Origin of the sequence: Microbacterium yannicii PS01, assembly GCF_000304335.1 — a bacterium.
GTDB lineage: Bacteria > Actinomycetota > Actinomycetes > Actinomycetales > Microbacteriaceae > Microbacterium > Microbacterium yannicii_A.
In genome coordinates this window covers 20,337-38,548 of the sequence record NZ_CAJF01000023.1, presented here as the reverse complement: position 1 = coordinate 38,548, position 18,212 = coordinate 20,337, and the positions used below count along the sequence as shown (strand labels likewise).

The 18,212-nt window shown below is 70.7% G+C and carries 20 protein-coding genes; 13 read left to right on the top strand and 7 right to left on the bottom strand.

The genetic code is table 11. From position 1 onward, the window contains the following. The first annotated feature begins 4 nt into the window (after window positions 1-4). Complete coding sequence (locus WYM_RS13300; protein ID WP_019181338.1) at window positions 5-1,018, top strand: DNA-3-methyladenine glycosylase family protein; 1,014 nt, start codon at window positions 5-7, stop codon at window positions 1,016-1,018. A gap of 144 nt (window positions 1,019-1,162) precedes the next feature. Next, on the top strand, window positions 1,163-1,576 hold the full coding sequence (locus tag WYM_RS13295; protein ID WP_019181337.1) for a VOC family protein: 414 nt from the start codon (window positions 1,163-1,165) through the stop codon (window positions 1,574-1,576). A gap of 71 nt (window positions 1,577-1,647) precedes the next feature. Here the strand turns inward: WYM_RS13295 and WYM_RS13290 are convergent, their stop codons facing one another. Next, a complete protein-coding gene (locus WYM_RS13290) occupies window positions 1,648-2,565 on the bottom strand; it encodes an aldo/keto reductase (protein WP_019181336.1) in 918 nt (305 codons plus the stop codon). Between the two features lie 94 nt (window positions 2,566-2,659). Here WYM_RS13290 and WYM_RS13285 point away from each other — a divergent pair, with 94 nt between their 5' ends. From WYM_RS13285 to WYM_RS13255, 7 genes are all read left to right on the top strand, one after another. After that, window positions 2,660-2,884 carry a hypothetical protein gene (locus WYM_RS13285; protein WP_019181335.1) on the top strand — a complete coding sequence of 75 codons (225 nt, stop codon included), beginning with the start codon at window positions 2,660-2,662 and terminating at the stop codon, window positions 2,882-2,884. A 70-nt stretch (window positions 2,885-2,954) separates the two neighbouring features. Continuing rightward, window positions 2,955-3,140 (top strand): DUF1918 domain-containing protein, encoded by a 186-nt coding sequence (locus tag WYM_RS13280; RefSeq protein ID WP_026059809.1) that lies wholly within the window; start codon window positions 2,955-2,957, stop codon window positions 3,138-3,140. A gap of 112 nt (window positions 3,141-3,252) precedes the next feature. Continuing rightward, window positions 3,253-4,293, top strand: a complete 1,041-nt coding sequence (locus WYM_RS20240; protein WP_040569348.1) for a siderophore ABC transporter substrate-binding protein — start codon at window positions 3,253-3,255, stop codon at window positions 4,291-4,293. Window positions 4,294-4,375: 82 nt separating this feature from the next. Then, window positions 4,376-5,344, top strand: a complete 969-nt coding sequence (locus WYM_RS20235; RefSeq protein ID WP_019181332.1) for an ABC transporter permease — start codon at window positions 4,376-4,378, stop codon at window positions 5,342-5,344. Then, window positions 5,341-6,333 (top strand): iron chelate uptake ABC transporter family permease subunit, encoded by a 993-nt coding sequence (locus WYM_RS13265; protein WP_019181331.1) that lies wholly within the window; start codon window positions 5,341-5,343, stop codon window positions 6,331-6,333. Before WYM_RS20235 ends, WYM_RS13265 begins: the two co-directional genes overlap by 4 nt. Next, a complete protein-coding gene (locus tag WYM_RS13260; RefSeq protein WP_019181330.1) occupies window positions 6,333-7,085 on the top strand; it encodes an ABC transporter ATP-binding protein in 753 nt (250 codons plus the stop codon). Before WYM_RS13265 ends, WYM_RS13260 begins: the two co-directional genes overlap by 1 nt. A 38-nt stretch (window positions 7,086-7,123) precedes the next feature. Next, window positions 7,124-7,909 carry a siderophore-interacting protein gene (locus WYM_RS13255; protein ID WP_040569351.1) on the top strand — a complete coding sequence of 262 codons (786 nt, stop codon included), beginning with the start codon at window positions 7,124-7,126 and terminating at the stop codon, window positions 7,907-7,909. Window positions 7,910-7,922: 13 nt separating this feature from the next. Here the strand turns inward: WYM_RS13255 and WYM_RS13250 are convergent, their stop codons facing one another. Next, window positions 7,923-10,052 carry a S9 family peptidase gene (locus WYM_RS13250; protein WP_019181328.1) on the bottom strand — a complete coding sequence of 710 codons (2,130 nt, stop codon included), beginning with the start codon at window positions 10,050-10,052 and terminating at the stop codon, window positions 7,923-7,925. A 47-nt stretch (window positions 10,053-10,099) separates the two neighbouring features. After that, entirely contained in the window at window positions 10,100-10,999 is a 900-nt protein-coding gene (gene sigJ / locus WYM_RS13245) for an RNA polymerase sigma factor SigJ (RefSeq protein WP_019181327.1), read from the bottom strand. A gap of 102 nt (window positions 11,000-11,101) precedes the next feature. Between sigJ and WYM_RS13240 the strand changes: the two genes are divergently transcribed. Beyond that, window positions 11,102-11,875, top strand: coding sequence for an SDR family oxidoreductase (locus WYM_RS13240; protein ID WP_019181326.1), 774 nt, complete (start codon window positions 11,102-11,104; stop codon window positions 11,873-11,875). 71 nt (window positions 11,876-11,946) lie between these two features. Next, window positions 11,947-12,693 carry an SDR family oxidoreductase gene (locus WYM_RS13235; RefSeq protein ID WP_019181325.1) on the top strand — a complete coding sequence of 249 codons (747 nt, stop codon included), beginning with the start codon at window positions 11,947-11,949 and terminating at the stop codon, window positions 12,691-12,693. Window positions 12,694-12,720: 27 nt separating this feature from the next. Here WYM_RS13235 and WYM_RS13230 read toward each other — a convergent pair whose 3' ends face one another. From WYM_RS13230 to WYM_RS13215, 4 genes are all read right to left on the bottom strand, one after another. Then, a complete protein-coding gene (locus WYM_RS13230) occupies window positions 12,721-13,554 on the bottom strand; it encodes an aldo/keto reductase (protein ID WP_019181324.1) in 834 nt (277 codons plus the stop codon). A gap of 49 nt (window positions 13,555-13,603) precedes the next feature. Next, window positions 13,604-13,804, bottom strand: coding sequence for a hypothetical protein (locus WYM_RS13225; protein WP_019181323.1), 201 nt, complete (start codon window positions 13,802-13,804; stop codon window positions 13,604-13,606). Window positions 13,805-13,889: 85 nt separating this feature from the next. Then, window positions 13,890-14,597 carry a M23 family metallopeptidase gene (locus WYM_RS22390; RefSeq protein ID WP_019181322.1) on the bottom strand — a complete coding sequence of 236 codons (708 nt, stop codon included), beginning with the start codon at window positions 14,595-14,597 and terminating at the stop codon, window positions 13,890-13,892. 25 nt (window positions 14,598-14,622) lie between these two features. After that, window positions 14,623-15,246: a TetR/AcrR family transcriptional regulator gene (locus WYM_RS13215; RefSeq protein ID WP_019181321.1), complete on the bottom strand. Its 624-nt coding sequence runs from the start codon at window positions 15,244-15,246 to the stop codon at window positions 14,623-14,625. Window positions 15,247-15,312: 66 nt separating this feature from the next. On the opposite strand from WYM_RS13215, the gene WYM_RS13210 reads away from it, so the two are divergent. Together WYM_RS13210 and WYM_RS13205 are read left to right on the top strand one after the other, a co-directional pair. Then, complete coding sequence (locus WYM_RS13210) at window positions 15,313-16,386, top strand: agmatine deiminase family protein (RefSeq protein ID WP_026059807.1); 1,074 nt, start codon at window positions 15,313-15,315, stop codon at window positions 16,384-16,386. 88 nt (window positions 16,387-16,474) lie between these two features. After that, entirely contained in the window at window positions 16,475-18,196 is a 1,722-nt protein-coding gene (locus tag WYM_RS13205; RefSeq protein WP_157525192.1) for an amidase, read from the top strand. The last annotated feature ends 16 nt before the right edge of the window (window positions 18,197-18,212 follow it).

Genomic DNA, 18,212 nt, shown 5'->3' with positions numbered 1-18,212 from the left:
GGGCATGACGACGTCGCTCTCGCGCATTCCTCGGACGAGGGATGCCGCGGCGTCCGTCGCCCGCCCGCGCGCGACGTCGCGCGACCCCCGGCCGGATCACGGCCGGCCTCTCGAGACCGAGTACCGGCCGCGGCATCCGCTCGACCTCCGCCGGACGGTGCTGTACCAGCGCCACGGCGCCGGCGACCCCACGATGACCGTCGCGGGCGCCGTCATCTGGCGTGCGAGCCGCACGCCGCTCGGGGTGGCGACGCTCGCCATCCGCGAGACCCATCCCGGTGTGATCCGAGCCGCCGCGTGGGGGCCCGGGCGCGAGTGGGCACTCGACCAGCTGCCCGCGCTGTGCGGAGCGGACGATCAGCTCGGCGACTTCGACGCGTCGCGGCATCCGCTCATCGCCAACGCGCACCATCGCAACCCGGGCATCCGGCTCTCGCGCACCGATCTCGTCTTCGAGGCCCTCGCGAGCGCGATCTTCGAGCAGAAGGTCACCGGCGTGCAGGCCTTCGCCGCGTGGCGACGCATCGTGACGTGGTGCGGCGAGCGCGCGCCCGGCCCGACGCCGAGCCCGATGTTCGCTCCCCCGACGATCGAGGGCTGGCAATACGTGCCGTCGTGGGCCTGGCATCGTGCGGGACTCGAGCCGCCGCAGTCGAAGGCCGTCGTGCGGGCCGCCCGCCGGGGCGCGTCGATCGAGCGCGCCGTGCTCGCCGCCGACGACGGCGAAGGCGTCGACCGCGTGCTGGTGAGCCAACCCGGAATCGGACCGTGGACCTCGGCCGAGACGCGGATCCGTGCGCTGGGCGACCCCGACGCCGTCAGCGTCGGCGACTATCACCTGGCCCACGAGGTCGGCTATGCGCTGACCGGGCAACGAGTCGACGACGATGGGATGCTGCGTCTCCTGGCACCGTGGGCCGGTCAGCGCCAGCGAGTCATCCGCCTCATCGGTGCGAGCGGCGTGCGGGAACCGCGTCGTGCGCACCGCCTCCACCCCGAGGACCACCGCAACCGCTGACGCGCGAGCAGGGTGAATCGCGCCTGCGGATGGCGTTCGAAAGCCCCTCCGGGCGACTCCTTGCGGATGTCGGAGGCTCGGAGAACACTGGGTCACGCCACGCGGCCGGGCGCGGCATCCATCGCCGAGACACAGGAGTTCGATATGCCCAGCCTCAACCCGTACCTGTCCTTCAAGAACGAGGCCCGCGACGCCATGACCTTCTACCAGAGCGTGTTCGGCGGCGACCTCGCCGTCAACACGTTCGGCGAGTACGAGGGCATGGTGCAGGACCCGTCCGAGAACGACCTCATCATGCATGCTCAGCTCAGCACCCCTGACGGCTTCGTGCTGATGGGCGCCGACACCCCGAGCGGCATGGCGTACGAGAAGCCCGCCGGCATCTCGGTGTCGGTCAGCGGCGACGACGAGACGTCGCTGCAGGGCTACTGGGACAAGCTGGCCGACGGCGGCTCGATCGTGATGCCACTGGACACCCCGCCATGGGGCGGCAAGTTCGGCATGCTGACCGACAAGTTCGGGATCGACTGGATGATCTCGATCGACCCGCAGGAGTGATCTTCGCGCGGGGTGCGGGCACGAGCGCGCCCCACCCCGCGCGGATCCGCCGGATCCGCGCTTCGCGGAGCTCAGGCGTACGCGCTGTCGTCCACAGGAGACGGGGCGGGTCCGACCGCCTCGATCTCAGACCAGACCTCTTCGGGGATCGGGGTGGCCGCGAGCTCGTCCAGCTGCGCACGGCGGCCGGGCGACGAGACCCCGACGATCGTCGAGTCGACCAGCGGCGATCGCAGCGAGTAGTGCAGGGCGACGGCGGGAAGACTGACGCCGTTCGAAGCGCACACCCGCTCGACGCGTCCGACCCACTCCTGCAGGTCCGGCGGCGCCGGACGGTAGCCGTACTCGGCCCCTTCGCGCGGTCCGGTGACGAGAATGCCGGCACCGAACGGCGCGGCGTTGAACACCGTCATGCCGCGCTCGCGAGCATCCGCGAAGACCGGAGCCGCCGACTGGTCGACGAGTGTGAAGCGGTTGTGGATCAGGACGGCGTCGAACACCCCGGTCGCGACGTACCGCGCCATCAGCGGCGCCGGGCCTGCCGCCACCCCGATGTTGTCGACCCGGCCCGACTCGCGCAGTTCGATGAGGGCCTCGACGGCTCCACCCGTGCCCATCGCCTCGTCGAACGTCACCGTGTACGGGTCGTGCAGGTGAAGCAGCGGCAGCCGGTCGACTCCGAGGCGTGCGCACGTCTCGTCGAAGGAGCGCAGCACTCGCTCGCGATCGAAGGCGCCCGTCTCGGAATCGCAGTCGACCTTCGAGAGGACGCGGGTGGCGGCATCCTCTCCGATGCGGGCGATCGCCAGGCCTAGGACGGCTTCGGATCGTCCGGCGGAGTAGTTGTTCGAGGTGTCGACGAACGCGTGCGTGCTGGTGAGCAGATCGACCGCGATGCCGACCGCAGCCTCCTCCTCGGAGGAACCGGGCTCGGTGTTCCGGCCGAGGCCGGAGGTGCCGAGGGTGAGCGGGCTGACGTTGAGTGCCATGGCATCCGTTCCGTGTCGCGCGGGCTTTCCCTCCAACCTATCGATCAGGCGCCGCTGCGCGGTGCCACAGTGGCGCGGGCCATAGGCTGTGGCCATGGCATCGACCGGCAGAGGCTGGACCCGCGGGCACTCCGGCTGGGCGTTCGGCACAGCGCTCATGTTCACGCTCGGCATCGTCTTCGGCCTGATCTGGGGGAACGTCCTTCTGGGCGTGATCCTTGCGGCCGCCGTGTCGATCGGGTGGCTCATGGCCTACGAGTCATGGCGCGGCCGCAACGTCGGGCTCGAGAACCGCGACGACGACGGCGCGCAGGTCTGATCGACCGGCGCGCACCGATCTACCGCCGGCGTCGAGCGCGTCGTATCGTGAGCGCCAGGAGGTGATCGGCATGCGAGCACAGGTAGGCGACCGCGTGGTGATCCATGGTCGCGTGGTCGGGGCGGTCGAGCGCGCGGGAGAAGTCGTCGACGTCCGCGGCAGCGAAGAGACTCCGCTCCTCGTCATCCGCTACGACGACGGACACGAGGCGATCCTGTCGCCGGGAAGCGACTGCGAAGTCCGGCACGCCGGCTGAGCATCCGTCGCGTTGCCCCTCGGCGTTCACCCGCGGAGGCGGTGCTTCCCGTGCGCAGTCGGCGTACCCTAGCAGAATTTTCATTCGGACCACTTAGGGTAGCCTTACCTACATGCGAATGAGAACCCGCCTGCTCCTGCCCGCCGCCGCTCTGAGCGTGTCCGCCCTTGCGCTCGCCGGCTGCTCCGGCAGCTCCGCGGCGTCCGACACCGAGCCGTCGGAGGCCGCCGAGTCGTCGACGATCGTGGTGGAGAACGCCAAGCCGACCCTCACGCTGATCGAGGAGGACGGCGAGTCGTCGTATCAAGAGGACCTCGAGGTCGATCGCGAGTCGGTCGAGGTCGCGGCAGGCCCTACGTCGGTCGTGACGTTCGACATCGCGACACTCGACACGCTCGACGCCATCGGCGCCGGCGATGCCGTCGTCGGAATCCCGGACGTGGTGCTCCCCGACTATCTGTCGGACTACGCAGACCTGCCCAAGGTCGGCACGCTCTTCGAGCCCGACTTCGAAGCCGTGGCCGAGCTCGAGCCCGAGCTCATCGTGACGGCGGCGCGCAGCACCGGTCAGTACGACGAGCTGTCGGAGATCGCGACGACGATCGATCTCACCGGGGCCTACGCCGGCACCTTCGACCCGAGCGCGGGCCTGGAGCGCGCGGCTCAGCTGGGCGAGATCTTCGGCAAGGAGGACGAGGTCGCCGAGGCCACAGCCGAGATCGATGACCTGGTCGCGACGCTGCAGGACGAAGCCGACGGCACCGCCCTGGTCCTGTCGGTCTCGGGCGGCGAGTTCGGCGCCTTCGGCGAGGGCTCGCGGTTCGGCTACTTCTTCGACGAGCTCGGGTGGACCCCCGCGGTGGTCGCGGCCGAGCTCCCGGGCGCCGAGGGCTCACCGCACGGCGACACCGTGACGAACGAGTTCATCCTCACCGCGAACCCCGACTGGATCTTCGCGTTCGACCGCGGCGCCGCCACCGGCGAAGGCTCCAGTGCCGAGGAGACGCTCGACAACGAGCTCGTCGCGCAGACGACCGCCGCGCAGGAGGATCACATCGTCTACCTCCCCGCCAGCGAGCTCTACATCGTGATCAACGGACTCACCGCGATCGAGAACGTGCTGACCTCGGTGCACGAGGCCGTCGCCGGCTGACCCGCCCCGTCATGCACGACCTGTCACACGGGAGCGCAGAGAACTGACTCGACTCTCCCCCACGCTGTGGATCGTCGCGGGGGTGGCCACGGTGGCCGCCCTCGCGACGATCTCGCTGTTCATCGGCGTCGCCGAGCTCGATGGCTTCATCCTGTTCGCGAGCCGCATCCCGCGGACGGTGGCCCTGATCCTGGCCGGCGCCGCGTTCGCGATCACCGGCCTCATCATGCAGCTCCTCGTGCGCAACCGGTTCGTCGAACCGGGCACCACCGGCGCGACGGATGCCGCGAGCCTGGCTCTGCTGGCCGTGCTGCTGACGACGCCCGGGCTTCCGATCTGGGGCAAGGCGATCCTCGCGGCGCTGGGCGCTCTGGTCGGTGTGATCGGGTTCCTCATGCTCGCGCGACGGATCCCTTCTCGCTCGAGCGTGCTCGTCCCGATCGTCGGCATCCTCTACGGCGGGGTCATCGGCGCGGTCACGACCTTCATCGCCTACCGCGGCGACATGCTACAAGAGCTGCTGAGCTGGGGAGTCGGCGACTTCTCGAGCATCCTCCGCGGTCGCTACGAGATCCTCTACCTCGCTGCCGCGGCGGCACTGGTCGCGTGGATCGCGGCCGACCGGTTCACGGTCGCCGGACTCGGCGACGACGCCGCACGGGGATTGGGCTTGAACACCCGGGGCGTGATGGGCCTCGGCGTCACGATCATCGCGCTCGTCACCGGCATCCTGATGGCGGTCACCGGCGCTCTGCCGTTCCTCGGCCTCATCGCACCCAACATCGTCAGCCGCCTCATCGGCGACAACATGCGCCGCGCGGTGCCGCTCGTCGCTCTCCTCGGCGCCGCGATCGTGCTGCTGTGCGACATCGTCGGCCGGGTCGTGCGGTTCCCGTTCGAGCTGCCGATCTCGATCGTGATGGGCGTGCTCGGCGGCGCGGTATTCCTCTGGCTGCTGCTGGGAACCGCGCGACCGGTGGATGCCGCCGGCCTCAGCCCGCGGCGCGGCGCCGGCAGGCAGCAGAAGGCTCTTACGAAGGACCCGGCATGACGACGACGTTCCTCGACGGCGCCCGGCGCGCGACCCGTCAGCTGCGGCATCCGGTCGCCGCGCTGCTGCTCCTGAGCGCCGCAGCGCTCGTGATGGTCGCGCTCTTCCTGTTCACCGATCTCCCCGGCAAGTGGGAGTACGCCCTCGGCCTGCGCGCACGCACGATCGCCGGAATGGTCATCGCCGCGGCGGCTATCGGAGCGGCGACGGTGCTCTTCCAGACCATCACCGCCAACCGCATCCTGACCCCCGGGATCATGGGGTTCGACGCGGTCTTCCTGGCGATCCAGACGCTCGTCGCCTTCGCGGTCGGCCCCGCCCTTCTGGTGGGCGCGCCGCCGCTGATGTCGTGGATCGTCGAGCTGGTCCTGATGACCGGATCCGTCGTGCTGCTGTACTGGTGGCTCTTCCAGCGGCGCAGGCTCGACCTGCACGTGATCGTGCTCGCCGGCCTCGTCCTCGGGGTGATGTTCCGGTCGGTCACGGGCTTCCTCCAGCGACTGCTCGACCCCGATACCTTCGCGATCCTGCAGGACCTCACCTTCGCCAGCTTCACCTCCGTCGACCGCGAACTGCTGCTGCCGACCGGACTCCTCGTCGCGATCGCGCTGGCGTCGCTGTGGCCGATACGCCGTGAACTCGACGTGCTCTCGCTCGGCGAGAGCCGGGCGATCTCGCTCGGCGTGGACCATCGGCGCGTGGTGATGCACGTCATCGTGGCGATCGCGGCGATGGTGGCGGCATCCACCGCCCTCGTCGGTCCGGTCACGTTCTTCGGCCTGATCGTGGCCAACCTCGCGTATGGCGCGGTCGGCCATCGCCATCTGCGGAGCGTCCCCGCCTCGATCGCGATCGGCGTGATCGCCCTGGTCGGCGGGCAGCTCATCCTGGCCCGCCTGCTCGGGTTCGGCACCGAGCTGCCGATCGTGATCGAGTTCGTCGGCGGCCTGTTCTTCATCACCCTCGTTCTCACCGGAAGGGCCCGCTGATGATCCGCACCGACTCGGTGGTCAAGCGCCACGGCTCGTTCGTCGCCGTGGACGACGTCTCGATCGACATCCGTCCCGGTGTCACCGCGATCATCGGACCCAACGGCGCCGGCAAGTCCACGCTTCTGGCCGCGATCGGACGCCTCGTCGGCACGGACGGCGGCCAGATCACCGTCGACGGCCTCGATGTGGCCACGACGAAGTCGCGAGCACTCGCCCGGCGGCTCGCGATCCTGCGGCAGGACAACCACCTCGCGATCCGGCTGAGCGTCGACGACCTCGTCTCGTACGGACGATTCCCGCACGGCGGCTCCGGTCGCACGCACGACGACCGCGTGCACGTCGACAGCGCCATCGAGCTTCTCGACCTCGACGCAGTGCGCGGCCGGTTCCTCGACGAGCTGTCGGGCGGGCAGCGCCAGCGCGCCTTCGTCGCCATGGCGCTCGCACAGGACACCGACCACCTGCTCCTGGACGAGCCGCTGAACAACCTCGACCCGCGCCATGGCGTGGGACTGATGAAGCTGCTGCGCCGGCTGGCCGACGAACGGCGGATGACGGTGGTCGTGGTTCTGCACGACATCAACGTCGCGGCGCAGTACGCCGACGACATCGTCGCGATGCGCGACGGCCGGGTCGTGCACCACGGCGCCGTCGCCGACGTCGTCACCGCCGAGCGCCTGGCGGCCCTCTACGACACCCCCGCGCGCGTCGCGCGCATCGACGACCGCCCCATCGTGATCTGGGAATGACCACGCTGCGGCAAGACCTGAGGAATCCGGAGAACGACATGACTACCACCGCCTTCACTCTCGAGCCGACGGGGATCGAGCTGCGGTTCCGCCGCGTCACGCTCATCGCGCGTGAATGGCTGACTCCCTCGTACGTGCGCGTGCGCCTCGAGAGCCCCGAGCTGGCCGGCTTCACCTCCCTCGGCGCCGACGACCACATCCGCATCTTCTTCCCCGAGGGCGATCCGCTCTCGGTCGAGGAGATGCGCGCGGCCCCGAACCGCGAGTACACACCCTTGGCGTGGGGAGATGACTGGCTCGATCTCGAGTTCGCGATCCACGGCGACCCCGCGTCGGGCACCGCCGGCGTCGCGGCGGCGTGGGCGGCGACCGCGCCCCTCGGCTCGAGCGCGGGAGTCGGCGGTCCCCGCGGCTCGAAGGTCCTGGCGGGTCGTCCCGACGCCTGGCTCCTGGCCGGCGACGAGACCGCGGTGCCCGCGATCCGCCGCTTCGCCCAGGCGATGGATGCCGATGCGATCGGTCGCGTCGTCGTCGAGGTGGCGGACGCGGCGCACGAGCTCGCCATCGACGCTCCTGCCGGTGTCGTGGTCGAGTACGCGCATCGCGGTGACGAGCCCGCGGGCAGCGCCCTCACCGCCCGGTTGGAGGCGTTCACGGAGGCCGACCGGCCCGCCGGCGCGGTCTTCGGCTTCGTGGCGGCCGAGCAGTCGATCGTCAAGGCCGGGCGAGCCCTGCTGCTCGAGCGCTGGGGTCTCGACGCCGCCCAGGTGATCGTGAAGGGCTACTGGAAGCGCGGCGAGACCGAGTACCACGCCCCGCACTGAGGCCGGCTCGGCGTCAGCCGAGCAGCTCGGGCCTCTCGAACTCCTCGCCGAGGACGTGCTGGGCGAGGAACGCGAACACGGTCTCGTACCAGACGATCGCATGCTGAGGCTTCAGCACCCAGTGGTTCTCGTCCGGGAAGTACAGGAACCGGTGCGGCATGTGGCCGTCCTCGTCGGCGTGGTGCTCGGCGAGCTCCGACCACAGTCGCAGGCCCTCGCCGACCGGCACGCGGTAGTCCTTGTCGCCGTGGACGACCATCAGCGGCGTGCGGATGTCGGAGACGAAGCGATGCGGCGAGTTCTCGAGCATCGCCTCTGCCGTGAAGATGCGCTGCCAGTACTCCGAGTCGTCGGTGGTGCCGGCGAACTGATCGAGCGCCCACAGGCTCGCGTGGGTGACGATCGCCCGGAAGCGGTCGGTGTGGCCCGCCACCCAGTTGGCCATGTAGCCGCCGAACGATCCGCCCATCGCCGCGGTGCGCGTCTCGTCGATGTCATCGCGAGCGACCGCCGCATCGGTGATCGACATGAGGTCGGTGTAGGGCTTGCCGCCCCAGCTGTTCCAGCCGCGCGCGATGAAGTCCAGGCCGTAGCCGGTCGACAGCGCCGGGTCGGGCAGCAGCACGGCATAGCCGCGGGCGACCGCGAGGAGCGGCGCCCAGCGCCAGCTCCACGCGTTCCAGCTGTTAAGGGGACCACCGTGGATCCACAGCAGCAGCGGTGCCGCGGCATCCGCCGACGCACCGTCGGGCAGAAGCAGCCAGCCGCGCACGCGGGCGCCGTCCGAGGCGGTCGTCTCCACCTCGGTGATCGTGCCCGGGGCGGCCGGCGCGGGCGCCGGAGTCGCCAGTGTAGTCACCGTGCCGTTCGGGTCGATGCGGACGGGGTGCGGAGGCACGACCCACGACGAGCGCAGCGCCACGAGATCGCCGGTCGTGCGATCCACCGCCACGTGCGTGTACGTGAAGTCGTCGTCCGTCAGCTGACTCGGGGCTGAGCCGTCGAGCGGGAGCCGGAACACCGGACCGCGGCCGTTCGCGTCCGCCGTCGCGACAAGAGCCTCGTCGCCGGCATCGAACACGAAGGACGACGCCCAGCGGTCCCATCCCTCGGCGATCCGACGGGCGGCCGCCCCGTCGAGGTCGGCCACCCACACCTCGTAGTCGGTCGGCGCGGCCGGCGTGCTCTTCTCGGTGCGCAGGAAGGCCAGTCGCGTGCCGTCGTGGCTGATCGTCGGCGCCTCGAAGTCGGCGCCGACCTCGTCGAAGAGCGTGGTGCGCGCGCCGGTGGCCGTGTCGATCGAGACGATGATGCGGCGCCCGCCCCGCTGCTCCGGGCGCTGCAGCGAGACGATGAGGGTCGCACCGTCGGGCGTCAGCGCCGCCTCGGCGTGATCGGCCGAACGTCCGGGCCGGGGCGTGAGGTCGCGCGGACGCGGCAGGGTCGCGGGATACGGCTGCTCGTCGGGGCCGGCGCCGGAATCGGCACCGGCCGCCTCGGCCGCGGCATCCGCCGTCGACTCCGCCTGAGCCGACGATTCGGCGACCGCCGCGGCGACGGTGTCCTGCAGGTCGCCGAGATCGACCGAGAGCAGGTGCGGCTCGGCCGGACCGAGGTCATGGTCCCAGTAGCGGATGGGGTACGCCTCGTGCAGGATCGCCGAGACCTTCCTCTTCTTGCGCCTTCCGCGCAGCGACGCCTCCGCTTCCAGCGACTCCGCACCCGGGAGGAGGGATGCCGCGACCACGACGCGGTCCGCCTGCTCCGCGACCGCGGCGATGCCGTCGACGCCGCCCGCCAGGCGGGTCACGGGTCGCGCCTCGCCGCCGCCGGCCGGCAGCAGCCACAGCTGGCCGGATTCGTCGTCGTCCTCGGACTCGGCGTCGGGGCGGGCCGAGACGAACAGCACGTCTCCCGCCGGGGTGAACGCCGCGCCCGACTCGCCCTTCGCGGAGCGGGTGAGGCGTCGCGGTCCGCCGTCGCCGCGGGTCGGGACGCGCCACAGCGAACGCTCGTATCCGGTGCCGTCCTTCTTCAGCGCGGCGACGGTGAGTACGGCGGTCGTGCCGTCCGGTGACAGGGCGAGTCCTTCGACTCGCGGAAGAGCGATGTAGTCGTCGAGAGAATCGAAGGGAGTCGGCATTCCTCCAACGTAACTCCGCACGCTCCCGTGCGGCCCCGCACGCGCGGTCAGCGCCAGAGCGTGAGCTTGTCGGGGTTGCGCACGAGGTAGACATCGGTGACGCGGCCATCCGCGACCGCGATCGAGATGACGGTGTCTGCGACACCGTCCACCGTCGCGAGGAAGCCGAGTCCGTCCGCGGTCTCGATCGGCGACAGCACCGCCCCGGGCGCGAGCCGCGGAAGTCCCAGCAGGAACCGGGCCACCCTGTCTGCGCCGACGACCGGCCGCAGCGCCGCCGACACGCGTCCGCCGCCGTCGCTGCGTGCGACAGCGTCCGGGTCGAGCACGGCGATGAGTCCCTCGAGGTCTCCGGTCATGGTGGCGGCGGCGAACGCGCGGGCGACGGCATCGTGCTCTTCGCGTGTCGCTGCGCCGCCGCGTTGCTCGTGCACGCGGCGCCGAGCCTTCGAGGCGAGCTGGCGCGCAGCATCCGTGCTTCTTCCCACGGTCTCCGCAATCTCGTCGAAGGGCACGCCGAAGACGTCGTGCAGCACGAAAGCCACCCGCTCCGCCGGCGTCAGCGACTCGAGCACGACGAGCAGCGCGGTCGACACGGCATCGTCGAGGGTCACGCGGTCCAGCGGATCGACCGGGACGGATGCCGCGACCAGCGGCTCGCGCCGGCCGGGCCAGCCGCCGGGCACCGGCTCGGGAAGCCACTCCCCGACATACCGCTCGCGGCGAGCGCGGGCCGACCCGAGCATGTCGAGGCACACGCGGCTCGCCACCCTGGTCAGCCAGGCCCCGGGGTTGCGGATGGCGTCGCGCTCGGCATCCGTCAGTCGATACCAGCGGACATACGTCTCCTGCACGGCGTCCTCGGCATCGGCGACGGTCCCCAGCATCCGGTACGACAGCGCCAGCAGGGTGCGGCGCTCCGCCTCGAGCATCTCGATGTCGTTCACGTCAGCCTCCATCCAACAGCGCCTTCAGGAAAGGCGACGACGTAGCCGTCGCGAATGTGAGCGATCCGCTCACATTCTGTCGGTCCGCGTCGTCGCATATGCATGAGCTCCTCGCATACTCCGTCGCATCCTCTCGTCATCGCCGTCGCCGGCGGCACCGGCGTCGTCGGGCGCCACACCGTCGACGCCGTCCGCGCCCAGGGGCACGAATGCCGCGTCCTCACTCGCGGCCGTGGCGTCGACCTCGTGTCGGGCCGCGGGCTGGACGCCGCCCTCGACGGCGTCGATGCGGTCATCGACACCTCGAACGTGACGACCCTCTCGGCCGGCCGATCCACCGACTTCTTCCGTGCCGCGACGGGCAATCTCATCGCCGCAGCGGAGCACGCCGGCGTCGGGCACCTCGTGCTCCTCTCGATCGTCGGCGTCGACCGCATGCCCTACGACTACTACGCCGGCAAGGTGGCACAGGAGGCGGTGGTCGAGGCATCCGCCGGCCCGTGGACGATTCTGCGAGCGACCCAGTTCCATGAGTTCGCCGGGCAGCTGTTCTCCCGCGCGAGACTGGGTCCGCTGCACCTCGCTCCGCGAGCCCCCGTCCAGCCGATCGCCGCGCGCGAGGTCGGCGAGCACCTCGCGACACTCGCTGCCGGGGCTCCGGGCGGCCGCGCCGACGATCTCGCCGGCCCGCGCGAGGAGCGGCTCGACGACATGGTCCGGCGCTACGCGCGACGCACCCGCCACCGCGGCTGGGTGCCCTCGGTGAGCCTGCCGGGCAAGCAGATGAAGGGGATGCGCGCCGGGTACGCGCTCCCGGACGAGCACGCCGTCCTCGGCACCCAGACATTCGCCGACTGGCTGGACGAGCTCGACTGAACGTCTTTCCTCGCGCGGCTGCAGTCGACACGATGGAGACCTGACACGAAGCGCCGACACGAGGGGACGACGTGAAGCTCGCAATCGCCGGCGGAACCGGGCTGACCGGCGCGCATGTCGTCGACGTGGCCTACGCGCGCGGGCACGAGGTCACGGTGCTGTCACGCGCCACGGGAGTCGAGCTGCTCAGCGGCGCCGGGCTCGCGGGCAGGCTCGACGGCGCCGACGCGGTCATCGATGTGAGCAACGTCACGACGGCGAAGCCGGACGTCTCGGTGTCGTTCTTCGCCGGCGCCACCAAGAGCCTCCTGACCGCGGAGCGCCGAGCCCGGGTGTCGCATCATGTCGCGCTCACCATTGTCGGAGCGGAGGCCGCGCCCGACGGCTACTACGCCGGCAAGCTCGTCCAGGAGAGGCTGATCGCCGGCGGCCCGATCCCGTGGACGGTGCTGCGCGCCACGCAGTTCCACGAGTTCGCCGCCATGCTCTTCCACCGCGGACACGTCGGCGTGCACACCGCTCCTCGCGGCCGGGTGCAGCCCATCGCGGTTCGCGAGGTCGCCGAGCATCTTGTGGACCTGGCCGAGGCGGGGCCCTCCGGAAGAGCCGCCGATCTGGCCGGGCCGCGCGAAGAGAGCCTGTCGGACATGATCCGTGACTACGCGCACGCCATCGGATATCGGAGGCGCGTCCCGGCGGTGACGCCGCCGGGCGCGTACGGCCACGCGCTCACGTCGGGCAGGCTGCTGCCCGGTCCTGGCGCCCTGCTCGGCCGACAGACCTATCCGGAGTGGCTCGACGCACTTCCCGACGCGTGATGCCTGGCGCCGGCCCGGCGCCGGGCCCTACATCTCCTCGTGAGTGTCGGGATCGGCACCCCACAGGCGGCCGCGCTCCAGGGCGCTGATCGCGGCGATCTGCTCCTCGGTGAGCGTGAAGTCGAAGACGTCGGCGTTCTCGCGCTGCCGGTCGGGGTCCGACGACTTCGGGATCGGCGTACTGCCCAGCTGGGTGTGCCACCGCAGCACGACCTGTGTCGGGGTCACCTCGTAGATCGTGGCGAGCTCGTGCAGGAGCTGCTCGGTCAGCAGTTCGCTGCGACGGGCGAGCGGGCTCCAGCTCTCGGTGCGGATCCCGTGCTGCGCGTGGAAGGCGCGCAGCCTCTCTTGCGGGAAGTACGGGTGCAGCTCCACCTGATTCACCGCCGGGACCACGCCTGTCTCTTCGATGAGCTCCGTGAGCATCGACTCGGTGAAGTTCGAGACGCCGATCGAGCGCACCAGTCCCTGCTGCCGCGCCTCGATGAGCCCCTGCCAGGTGTCGACGTACCGGCCCACGCTGGGGTTCGGCCAGTGGATGAGGTGCAGGTCGATGCGGTCGAGGTCCAGCATCCCGAGCGAGCCCTTGACGCTGTCGATGGCCTCCTGGCGGCCATGGTGGCGGCCGGGGATCTTCGACGCCACCAGCAGCTCATCGCGCGGCACTCCGCTGCGGCGCACCGCCTCGCCGACCTCGCGCTCGTTCTCGTAGTTCACCGCGGTGTCGAGCAGCCGGTACCCGGTCTCGATCGCCGAGACCATCGCCTCGACGCCTTCCGTTCCGCGCAGGTTGTAGGTGCCCAGCCCCAGCTCGGGGAACCAGGCTCCGTCGTTCAGCGTCACGGACGGGATCGCGCTCACGATGACTCCCTGGTCGCAGTCACCGGCGCGGGCGCGGTCTGGCGCGATGTCACAGGTCGTCGTCGTCGTCGTCGAGGGTGCCCTCCGTGGCGGCGCGTTCGTCGGCAGCTGCGCTGTCGAGCTGGTTGTCGTCGACATCCGGGTCGAGCGGACGGTCGTCGTCCCCGAGAATGCCATCGCCCGCCTGCGCGTCGTCGGCTCCACGGTCGTCGTCTCCGAGGGGCGGAATGAGGGGGTTCTGGTTCGTCATGGCGTCCTCCGTTCGTTGCTCTCGAACTTAGAACGGGAGTCGGATGCCGAGCACGGGGCTTGCGCGGAAGACACCTGCGCGGTAACTACGCCGCGCCGGCGGCCGCCGGTACCGAGCGGATCCGCTCCCGTGCACCGGGGACGGCGCGTTCTGCTCGTACCCACGACCCGTCCGGCGCGCGCACCTCGTAGGCGGCGAACGCGCACGCGATGCCCTGAGCCGTCATGAGGTCGGCCGAGTCCATCAGCTGGAAGTGCAGGTGCGGCGAGGTCGAGTTGCCGGTGTGGCCGACGCGGCCGATGACGTCGCCGGCGGTGACGGTGTCACCCGGGCGAACCTCGACGCTGCCCGGAATCAGATGCGCGAATCCCGCGTACACGTCGCCTGCGCGCAGGATGACATGGTTGCCGAGGATCGCCGGGATCTTCTCGGGACGGAAGGTGAGGCCGTTCCAGAGCATGCGGCCGAATTCGCGGAACGGATTGATCCACCGGCGCTCGGCGATCCCGTCGACCGCGCTGACGACCTCGGCATCGAACGGCGCGTGCACCGAAGCCCCCCACGCGTAGCACTCGCTCGTGCGCCCACCCACCGTGGAGGCGACGAGACCCGATGCCGGGTGCACATGCACCCCGGGCCGGTCGTCGACCTTCACGAAGTCGAAGGCGTAGCGCTGTCCGAGGATGTCGACGCCGTGGCTGGGCACCCGCGCTGCCGGTGTCGTCACGGCCATCCAGCCGTCGCCGCGGAGGGGGAGATCGACGACGACGGGATCCTCGAGTCCACCGGGCATGACGTGAGCGTAGCCGGGCGACGACTCAGTCGGCGAGGGCGCCCGGCACGGCGCCGAGCAGCGTCTCGGCGGCGCGGCGCAGCTGTGTCAGCGCCGTGGCAGGGTCGACATCGCGCACGAGGGACTGCGCGTTGATGCCGTCGATCATGCCCATGAGCTGCCACGCGACGTCGTGCGTGTTCTCGGTCTGGAAGACGCCGTCCGTGCGGCCGGCATCGATCGCGTCGGCCAGCAGCTGCTGCCACGCTGACATCTGCGCGCGGACGGCGCGGGCGAGCGACTCGTTGCGGCGCGCCAGCGCCCAGCCCTCGACCCACACCACGGTGATGTCCTCCCGCGAGCCGTCCAGCAGCGTCCGCAGCAGCAGGCGCATTCCGGCGACGGAGTCGGTCTCAGTCCGCAGCAACGCGCGGATGTCGCCGATCTCCTCCTCGACGAGGTCGGTGTAGACCGTAGCGACGAGGTCGTCCATCGACCGCTGGTAGTGCGCGATGAGCCCCGACGCGACGCCCACGCGCTCGGCGACAGCCCGCAGGGTGAGCGCGCTCAACCCGTTCTCGCGGGCGATCGCGGTCGCGGCAGCGACGATCTCGGCGGCGCGCTCGGCGGGAGCCTTGCGAGTGCGCGTGCGGGGTGCAGTACTTGACATGTCTCCGCCCGGGTCGGTACCTTCACTTATTGATCGGCTGATCAATACTAGCACTGAGGAGCGATGATGGGCTGGAGGATGCCGCACGAGGGCGATCCGCACGAGCGCACGTGGATGGCGTTCCCCGCCGACGGACCCACGCTCGGCGACGATCCCGCCGAACAGGAGCTCTTCTACTCCGCGTGGAGCGCGGTGGCCAACGCGGTGGTCGAGTTCGAGCCGGTCACGATGCTCGTCGACCCGTCGAAGGCCGACCGCGCACGCCGCATGCTGGACTCCGCCATCGAACTCGTCGAGACGCCCGTCGACGAGTTCTGGTTCCGAGACCACGGTCCGACGTTCGTCGTCGACGACGAGCGGCCCGGTGTGCTGGGAGCGGTCGACTGGATCTTCAACGGCTGGGGTGCGCCGGAGTGGTCGCAGTGGGAGAAGGCTGCCGAGCACGCGCGCTTCACGGCCGGCCTCGTCGGCGCCGAGCTCGTCAGCTCGCTGCTGGTGAACGAGGGCGGCGGCATCCACGTCGACGGCGAAGGCACCGTGCTGCTGACCGAGACGGTGCAGCTCGACCCGCGTCGCAACCGCTTCGCTGACAAGGCGCGCGTCGAGGCCGAACTCGCGCGCACCATCGGCGCGACGAAGTCCGTGTGGCTCCCCCGTGGACTCACGCGCGACTACGACGAGTTCGGCACGAACGGACACGTCGACATCGTCGCGACGATCGCGACGCCCGGCCGCCTTCTGCTGCACGCACAGCAGAATCCGGAACACCCCGACTTCGACGTCTCGCGCGCCCTTCGCGAGTTCCTCGCCGGGCAGACGGATGCCGCGGGCCGCACCTTCGAGATCATCGACCTGCCCGCGCCCGACGCGCTTCGCGATCACGAGGGATTCGTCGACTACAGCTACGTCAACCACCTGGTCGTCAACGGCGGCGTCATCGCGTGCGGCTTCGGCGAGGAGCGCGCGGATGCCCGGGCCCGCGAGATCCTCGAGGCGGCCTACCCCGGCCGGCGCGCCGTGACCGTCGATGCGCGACAGATCTTCGCCGGCGGCGGCGGCATCCACTGCATCACTCAGCAGCAGCCCGAGGTCGCCGCGGCGGCGAAGCGTGCCGGACAGCAGGCTGGCGCAGTCCGATGAGCGCGCAAAGGGGCCAGGCTGGCCGATTCCGCCCCATCGATCCGGCTGCCGGGCACGTTTCGCCGACCGAATGCCGAGAGGTGAGCTCATGTTCCCCGTCGTAGAGAAGTCGATTGCCGAGCTGCGCACAGCCCTCGAGTCCGGCGGCGTGAGCGCCGTCGACCTCGTCGACGCCTACCTCGCACGCATCGACACGTACGACGCACCCGGCACGGCGACCGCGCTGAACGCTGTGATCGTGCGCAATCCCGACGCGCGAGCCGAGGCCGCGGCATCCGATCGTCGTCGCGCCGAGGGGCGCACCCTCGGCCCGCTCGACGGCATCCCCTACACCGCCAAGGACTCGTTCATGGTGCGGGGTCTGACCGTGGCGGCGGGCTCACCCGCGTTCGCCGACCTGGTCGCGCAGCGCGACGCGTTCTCGATCGAGCGGCTGCGTGCTGCCGGGTGCATCCTTCTCGGGCTCACGAACATGCCCCCGATGGCCAACGGCGGCATGCAGCGCGGGCTCTACGGCCGCGCCGAGAGCCCGTACAACGCCGACTTTCTGACGTCGGCATTCGGCTCCGGTTCGTCGAACGGCTCGGGCACGGCGACCGCTGCGTCGTTCGCGGCGTTCGGTCTCGGCGAAGAGACGTGGTCGAGCGGCCGGGCCCCCGCCTCGAACAACGCTCTGTGCGCCTACACGCCCTCGCGCGGCGTCATCTCGGTGCGCGGCAACTGGCCGCTGGTGCCGACCATGGACGTCGTCGTGCCGCACACCCGCACGATGGCGGACCTGCTCGAGATCGTGGACGTGCTCGCCACCGACGACCCTGAGACGCGCGGCGACTTCTGGCGCGCTCAGCCTTGGCTGCGGATTCCGGATGCCTCGGCCACCCGCCCCGCGTCGTACCCCGAGCTGACGCCGACCGACACCGACGGCGCGCGCGCCACCCTCGCCGGGAGGCGATTCGGCGTGCCGCGCATGTACATCAACGCCGATCCCGACGCCGGCACCGACCCGGACGGCGGCATCGGCGGGCCGACCGGCACCCGGATCGAGACGCGGGACTCGATCATCGCGCTCTGGGAGCAGACCCGCCGCGACCTCGAGACGGCCGGCGCGGAAGTCGTCGAAGTCGACTTCCCCGTCGTCAGCAACTACGAGGGCGACCGGCCCGGAGCGCCGACGATCTCGACGCGAGGACTCGTGTCACCCGAGTACCTCCGCCGAGAGATCGTCGATCTCTCGGCCTGGGCGTGGGACGACTTCCTTCGCGCCAACGGCGATCCGTCACTGCATCGGCTGGCCGATGTCGACGGTGCGTCGATCTTCCCCCATCCTGAGGGCGCTCTGCCCGACCGGTACACCGGCTTCGACGACGACATCGCGACGTATCCGGCACAGGTGCGCGACCACCCGTACGACTCGTTCACCGACATCCCCGAGATCGAAGCCGGCGTGCAGGGTCTCGAAGAGACCCGCCGGATCGACCTGGAGGACTGGATGTCGCGGCTCGGCCTGGATGCGGTGCTCTTCCCGGCCGTCGCAGACGTCGCCCCCGCTGACGCCGATGTGAACGAGCACTCCGCGGCTCTCGCGTGGCGTAACGGCGTGTGGGTCGCCAACGGCAACCTCGCGATCCGGCACCTGGGGATTCCGACGGTCACCGTGCCGATGGGAACCATGGCCGACATCGGGATGCCGGTCGGCCTGACCTTCGCCGGGCGCGCGTACGCCGATTCCGAGCTTCTCGCCTGGGCCGCGTCGTTCGAGGCGCTGCGGCCCCGGAGGTCCGCTCCCCCGCGCACCCCCGAGCTCGACTGAGGGAGGGCCGCGTCCC